Consider the following 6,170-nt stretch of genomic DNA (forward strand, 5'->3'; position numbering starts at 1 on the left):
ATGAACTTGTCTTCACGAATTACCGTTACGTTTCTATTTCAAATTGGGGTTCTATTTATCGCTGTGTGGTGTGTCATCGGGGCCACCTTTGGTTTTTATCTCTATAGTAAAAAATCGGCACCGATCGAAGGCGGAAATCCCCCAGTCGTTCTGGAAACGCTGCCTGATGTAACCACTATTCATGGAAACAATATTCAAATCTCCAGCAGCGTTTTAGCGGAGGTCAAACAAAGTGGCGGCTGGCTGCAAATACTTGATCACACCGGACAAGTCATCTACAGTTTCCACTCCCCCAAGGACGTTCCCACCAGCTATGCTCCGGGACTGCTGGTATATGATCAATTAAACCCAACGAAGTTTGGTTATACTCTCTCGACTTGGTATGCCAACTTAAATAATGAGGAACTCACTTGGATCTATGGGGAGCCGCTGAAGAAGACAGCGCCAGTAGAGCAGCGTCACAAGCCATTTACGTATGTGATATTGATTTTTATAGGGAGTTTGTTGGTGACGATTTTAGTCGCTTTTTTGTTTGGACGAAGAATCGGTGCACCTGTCTTACACATGATGAACTGGCTTCAGAACTTAGCAAATAAGTCTTATGTGGAGCCGGCTGACTCCCAGGGAATTCCTAAGAGTAAAAAAACGGTGGATGGAGACTTGCGCAAACCATACCGAATGTATCAAGAGGTGTTCGTAGCACTTGAGGATCTGGCTTTTTCCTTACAACAAAGTGAGTTGGAACGCAAGCGGATGGAACAGACACGCGAGGAATGGATTACGGGTATCACGCATGACTTGCGAACCCCGCTTTCATCGGTAAAAGGGTATGCCGATTTATTCACCGCAGATTACAGCTGGACAGCTAGTGAGATTCGTGAATTTGGACAGGTTATTTCCGATAAAGCAGTCTATATGGAGGGGCTTATTGAGGATCTAGGACTGACCTTCCGATTAAAGAATCAAGATTTACCATTGAATCGCAGGCCAGAAAATATCGTTGAAATTGTGCGCAGAGTGGTCATCGATTTGGTCAACCATCCGCAAACAGCGGGACAAATAGTTCTGTTTGATGGGGAAGTGGAGCAGATCCTCTATCCAGTAGATGCGAAATGGATGACACGGGCACTGGATAATTTGCTTACCAATTCTTCGCGTCATAATCCAGTTGGCACGACGATCTCGGTGAAGGTTCAAGCTTTGGCTGGAAAGGATTCACACGATTCAGGTGTACGGATTGAAATACGTGATAATGGCACGGGCATGGATCAGGAAACAGTGGATCGATTATTTGACAGGTATTACCGTGGGACGAACACATCGGATGATCAGGTAAAAGGTTCGGGTTTAGGGACAGCGATTGCCAAGCAGTTAATTGAAGCACATGGTGGTGCCATCTCAGTTGAAAGTAAATTAGGCGGGGGAACGACTATCATAATCGAACTTCCTCCGAAAAATTAAGGTTCTGTTAAGGTTCAGTTTAGCACCTTGTAAACTTAGTCCACTAAACTAGGGACTGAGGTGATAAACAATGAGTGAAATCATAATCGAAACATCCAATCTAACAAGGAAATATGGAACGAAATTATCGGTAAATCAATTAAATTTAAGAGTACCAAAAGGAAGTATTTATGGCTTTTTAGGCCCCAATGGTGCCGGGAAAACAACCACGATTCGAATGCTGCTCGGGCTCATTCGACCAACTTCAGGACAAATTCGCATTTTCAATCAGGAGATTGCAAAACACCGGATTAATATCCTGCGCCGGACTGGCTCGCTTGTTGAAAGTCCATCCTATTATGGACATCTTACGGGATACGATAATTTACATGTAGTGGCCAAATTGCTAAAGGTCCCCGTAAAGCGAATCGATGAAGTGCTTGAGATTGTGCGCTTGACGCCTGCGGCTAAGCAAACGGTCAAAGGGTATTCACTCGGGATGAAGCAGCGGCTGGGGATTGCAACGGCACTGTTGGGAAATCCTGATTTGTTAATTCTCGACGAACCCACTAACGGACTCGATCCTGCTGGTATTCACGAGATTAGGGCATTAATTAAAGACATGCCGACACAGCATGGGATCACGGTAGTTGTCTCCAGTCATTTGTTAAGTGAGATTGATCAAATGGCCACGCATGTCGGGATTATCGATCATGGACAACTATTATTTCAGGATTCGATTGGGAAGCTTCGTGAACAAAGTGCGCCGCTATTAGTGATAAAAGTAGATAAACCTGATGAGGCGCAGCAATGGTTACAGGCAAACGGATACCAGGTGATCATAGATGGTGATCTATTACAGCTTTCAAATATAGATGTAGAGACGACTAAGAGCATTAATAAGCAGCTGTTCCAGGCAGGATTTTCTGTTTATCATATTAAAGAACATCGTCGTTCATTAGAAGATATCTTCCTTGATTATGTGGGCAAGGAGGGGAGTCTGTGATGAAAAGTGCACTGATGTCTGATTGGATCAAAATGCGGAAGACCTGGATTAAGGTCCTTGTCATTCTTGGCCCTTTTGGTGTGATCACCTTGAATGCGCTACGCTATTTACAAAGCTACGATGCGATTGTCAAACCAGGAGACGATGCGTTTAACTGGGCATTACTGATTCAGAATATTAGCCATTTGTTGATGCCGAGTTTAATTTTGGGAATTGCCTTACTAACCTCCTTACTGGCCGGGCTCGAGCATCAAGGACAGGCGTGGAAACAGTTGTTGGCTTTACCTGTGTCACGTGTTCAAATTTATATGAGTAAGTTTATTTGGGTGACGGGCCTCTTGGCCATATCGGCTACACTTTGTGCGGTTGGAACATTTGGAATTGGCTTTGCATTTGGGTTTACGACACATATCCCATGGGTGCAGGTTCTGCAGGAATGTTACTATCCTTATTTTGCCGCCTTCGGAATTATTGCGATTCAATTGTGCCTTTCCTTACTGATTGCCAATCAGTCGTTTGCGATTACACTTGGTGTTCTGGGGATGATTGTCAGTGGACTGACCAACGCATTAGCACCTGATGGCTTTAACCATGCGGAAACCTGGGCGCGTTGGATCCCGTGGACCTATCCGTCTTTGTCAGCGATCACTCATGGAACGGTGCAACATATTCACTTTATCTATGTGATTTACGGACTTGTAGTAGGTGCGGCAATGGTTGTGCTTGGAATGGCTCTTTTCGTACGAAAGGAAGTGCACTAGTCCCTTGATCTTCCGAATGTTATGGTGCGATTGGAAAAAGGTTTGTACTTCAAGTATATGGGTACCGATTTTGGCGGTACCCTTGCTGGTTGTCCTTATTGGCTTCGTGATTCCAAGGAATTTAGGACCAAGTAGCCATGAGTGGTCTTGGCTTGTCCTCTATAGTGCAATGGTTCAGATATATGCGATTGTCTTGCTGCCTATGGTGGCAGGGATCCTCGCGTCCCTTTGCTGCCGCGGTGAACATCTTGGCAGTGGTTGGAAACAATTACTGGCATTGCCTGTCAGTCGCACGGTTGTCTATCTTTCAAAGTTCTTTTATACGTTACTCTTTTTGGCGCTGGTCCAAGGGTTGGTTTTAGTGGCAGTGCTTGTGGATGGATTCCTATTTTTGCATCTAACCGCACCGATACCCTGGCAGATGTTGATAAAAGGGTTCATCGCTGGTTGGATTGCCACCATCCCGTTGGCGGCCTTACAATTATGGGTATCCACTTGGTGGAAAAGCTTTGGTGCCCCGTTTGCTTTGAACATCATTTTGACAATTCCTGCTTTAGCCATCTCCAATTCTAGCAGCTATGCACCGATCTATCCTTGGGCACAACCGATGCTGGCGATGCGTCCCACAAAAAATGGCCTGCTGGACGTCACACCAGAAACGATGATCACCATCACCATCGCGGGGATTACCTTTATCATTGGTGGGTGGCTTCACTTTATAAAACGGGATGTATAATTGGGGGTCAGACCCCGAGACCAGAGGGAGACCAGGGGGACGGTTCTCCCGGCACAAAAATAGATTCTCATTTGAGCCAGGAGAACCGTCCCTATGGCTCTATTTTCTCCTTCACTTGTTTTAACGTCGCTACTATTAGAAAGCTAACGATCACTAATAAGAGCCAGGAACTCACCTTTCCTAGGTGAACGAGGCTCCATGCTTCGGTTTGGTTTGGGTACTGCCAAGCGCCAAAGAACGTGGCGATGTTTTCGGCTATCCAGATAAAAAATCCAATCAGCACGAACGATAGGGCGAGTGGCATACGATAGCGAGTTCCATCGACCTCGTAGGTAACCCATGATGGCCAAAAGACGATCAAGACAAGTCCAGATAACCACCAGCGAATGTCAATCCAAAAATGGTGGGTGAAGAAATTCAAATAAATCGCAGCTGCAAGTGGAACAACCACCCAAAAAGGCGGCCACTTAATTAGTTCAACCTTCAACCGCCGCCATGCCTGGCACAGAAAACTCGCTACACTTGCGTACATAAAGCCGCTATACAACGGCACTCCCCAAATTTTGAGATAGCCTTCCTCTGGATACGACCAGGAACCCATATGTGTTTTGAAAATTTCAAGTGCCAGGCCAATCAGGTGGAAACAGGTGATCACCTTTAGTTCATCCCGCGTTTCCAGCCCGGAATGCACCATCCACCATTGCATCAGCAGGCAGATGATCAGCAGCCAATCATACCGTGGCAGGAAGGGAAGGGGAATGATTTTTGTCAAAGCCAAAGAGGCAAAAATAACGACAGGGAACAAACAGGATAGCGCCTGCTCCCAACCAAAACGAACGAGTTGTTTTAGAGCTCTCATGATTGGTGCCTCCTAAGGCCTTTTCTGAAAAAATGTAAGTCCCGCTTAGTGAGTGTCTTCATCACTTCGGTATTCTAACAGATCTCCGGGCTGACATTCTAAGGCCTTACAGATCGCCTCTAAAGTGGATAATCGAATCGCTTTTGCCTTTCCATTTTTCAAGATCGAAAGGTTCGCCATTGTGATTCCAACCCGTTCCGAAAGTTCGGTTACGCTCATTTTCCTTTTCGCCAGCATCACATCAATATTAATTATCATTGCCATTGTTTTCACCTCAGACCGTTAAGTCATTTTCTGATTTAATATCAATCGCTTCTTTTAACAATTTTTGAAGAACAGCAGCAAAGACTGCAATCACCATGGAAGCAAAAGGAACAACCAATCCGACAAAGATGACACCTGGGGCATCGTCTTTGTCGGCAAAGAGATAGAAGAGCGGCAAGACCAGCACGTGCAAGGCACTGATGGTGATGGCACAATGTTTGATGATCTTTAAAGCTTTAACAGATCGTTCAGAGAAAGCTTTATTTGTGTCAACATAGCGTAAAAGTTTGAAAGCCTGATACAAGGCAAAGTAAAAAGGGAGCGCCGATGCATATAAAATGATGGAAACGAGATTTTTTATAAACGTAAGCTCTGGAAGCAATTCTGCGACGATTTTCTCTATCTCAGGTACCACAAAAATGCATAAAGCAAGAACCGGTATGCCAATTAGAATAACTGCTATCTTTAAAAAGAGAGTTGACACTTTTTTCATAAAAAGCACCTCACATATTTATTGTCAAAAAAACATTATTTCCTGTCGGCAAGTTTAGGCCGCCACGTCTCTCCGTGTAAAAAGGAGCCAGGAAATCAGATTGAAGACGAGGAAATAGACAGCGAGCACGCCGATGGAAAAGGACAAGGTCATTCCCTCTTGGAACGGATGTCCGGTCAGGTACTGGGTGAGATCGGTGTTGGCGAACAACAGGTATTTGCTCCAATCGAACCGCTGTAGTACCTCCATAATGATATTACCCGCAAACAAGGCGCCGATGGTAAACCCGATTGCCATCGCGCTGCTGCGGAAGGCGGACGAGATCATAAAGGCCAAGGTTATATACATGACTGTAGATACACCGTTCAGCATATACGTTTTCCACAGATTGAGGACCATATTCTTTTCGACGATTTGCCCGTCCGCCGTCATGCTGACCAACGGTAGATCCATGTATCCAAAACCGTATAAGATTCCGTTCACTGCAATGGATATGACAAACAGCGTGAGTAACAACAGCATACCGAATAACAGAAACGAGATATATTTGGAGACGAGGATCTTGACTCGGCTAGCTGGGCGAATGAGCAGCAGCTTGATCGTGCCAGATG

Annotated in this window: 8 protein-coding genes; 4 read left to right on the forward strand and 4 right to left on the reverse strand. The window is 45.3% G+C overall.

Annotated features, from left to right (window positions below):
* The 4 genes from TY15_RS17660 (at position 1) to TY15_RS17675 (ending at position 3,943) form a co-directional block, all read left to right on the forward strand.
* Positions 1-1,461 (forward strand): sensor histidine kinase, encoded by a 1,461-nt coding sequence (locus TY15_RS17660; protein WP_052353828.1) that lies wholly within the window; start codon positions 1-3, stop codon positions 1,459-1,461.
* A 70-nt stretch (positions 1,462-1,531) separates the two neighbouring features.
* On the forward strand, positions 1,532-2,446 hold the full coding sequence (locus TY15_RS17665) for an ABC transporter ATP-binding protein (protein WP_040207374.1): 915 nt from the start codon (positions 1,532-1,534) through the stop codon (positions 2,444-2,446).
* Positions 2,446-3,207: an ABC transporter permease gene (locus tag TY15_RS17670; protein WP_052353829.1), complete on the forward strand. Its 762-nt coding sequence runs from the start codon at positions 2,446-2,448 to the stop codon at positions 3,205-3,207. The genes TY15_RS17665 and TY15_RS17670 overlap by 1 nt, the downstream gene beginning before the upstream one ends.
* Positions 3,208-3,223: 16 nt before the next feature.
* Positions 3,224-3,943: an ABC transporter permease gene (locus TY15_RS17675; protein WP_040207454.1), complete on the forward strand. Its 720-nt coding sequence runs from the start codon at positions 3,224-3,226 to the stop codon at positions 3,941-3,943.
* Positions 3,944-4,034: 91 nt separating this feature from the next.
* On the opposite strand, the gene TY15_RS17680 is transcribed toward TY15_RS17675, so the two are convergent.
* From TY15_RS17680 to TY15_RS17695, 4 genes are all read right to left on the reverse strand, one after another.
* Complete coding sequence (locus TY15_RS17680; protein ID WP_040207376.1) at positions 4,035-4,802, reverse strand: DUF817 domain-containing protein; 768 nt, start codon at positions 4,800-4,802, stop codon at positions 4,035-4,037.
* Positions 4,803-4,847: 45 nt separating this feature from the next.
* Entirely contained in the window at positions 4,848-5,066 is a 219-nt protein-coding gene (locus tag TY15_RS17685; RefSeq protein ID WP_040207377.1) for a helix-turn-helix domain-containing protein, read from the reverse strand.
* Positions 5,067-5,076: 10 nt separating this feature from the next.
* Positions 5,077-5,559 carry a DUF2975 domain-containing protein gene (locus tag TY15_RS17690; RefSeq protein ID WP_040207379.1) on the reverse strand — a complete coding sequence of 161 codons (483 nt, stop codon included), beginning with the start codon at positions 5,557-5,559 and terminating at the stop codon, positions 5,077-5,079.
* A 54-nt stretch (positions 5,560-5,613) separates the two neighbouring features.
* Positions 5,614-6,170: ABC transporter permease subunit (locus tag TY15_RS17695; RefSeq protein ID WP_042375060.1), on the reverse strand; the 557-nt coding region annotated here is incomplete at its 5' end.

This window comes from Neobacillus jeddahensis (genome assembly GCF_000612625.1).
Classification (GTDB): domain Bacteria; phylum Bacillota; class Bacilli; order Bacillales; family Cytobacillaceae; genus Neobacillus; species Neobacillus jeddahensis.

Coding starts and splice junctions, on each gene's coding strand:
- TY15_RS17660 (WP_052353828.1), top strand. CDS start 1: ATGAACTTGTCTTCACGAATTACCGTTACGTTTCTATTTCAAATTGGG.
- TY15_RS17665 (WP_040207374.1), top strand. CDS start 1,532: ATGAGTGAAATCATAATCGAAACATCCAATCTAACAAGGAAATATGGA.
- TY15_RS17670 (WP_052353829.1), top strand. CDS start 2,446: ATGAAAAGTGCACTGATGTCTGATTGGATCAAAATGCGGAAGACCTGG.
- TY15_RS17675 (WP_040207454.1), top strand. CDS start 3,224: ATGTTATGGTGCGATTGGAAAAAGGTTTGTACTTCAAGTATATGGGTA.
- TY15_RS17680 (WP_040207376.1), bottom strand. CDS start 4,802: ATGAGAGCTCTAAAACAACTCGTTCGTTTTGGTTGGGAGCAGGCGCTA.
- TY15_RS17685 (WP_040207377.1), bottom strand. CDS start 5,066: ATGGCAATGATAATTAATATTGATGTGATGCTGGCGAAAAGGAAAATG.
- TY15_RS17690 (WP_040207379.1), bottom strand. CDS start 5,559: ATGAAAAAAGTGTCAACTCTCTTTTTAAAGATAGCAGTTATTCTAATT.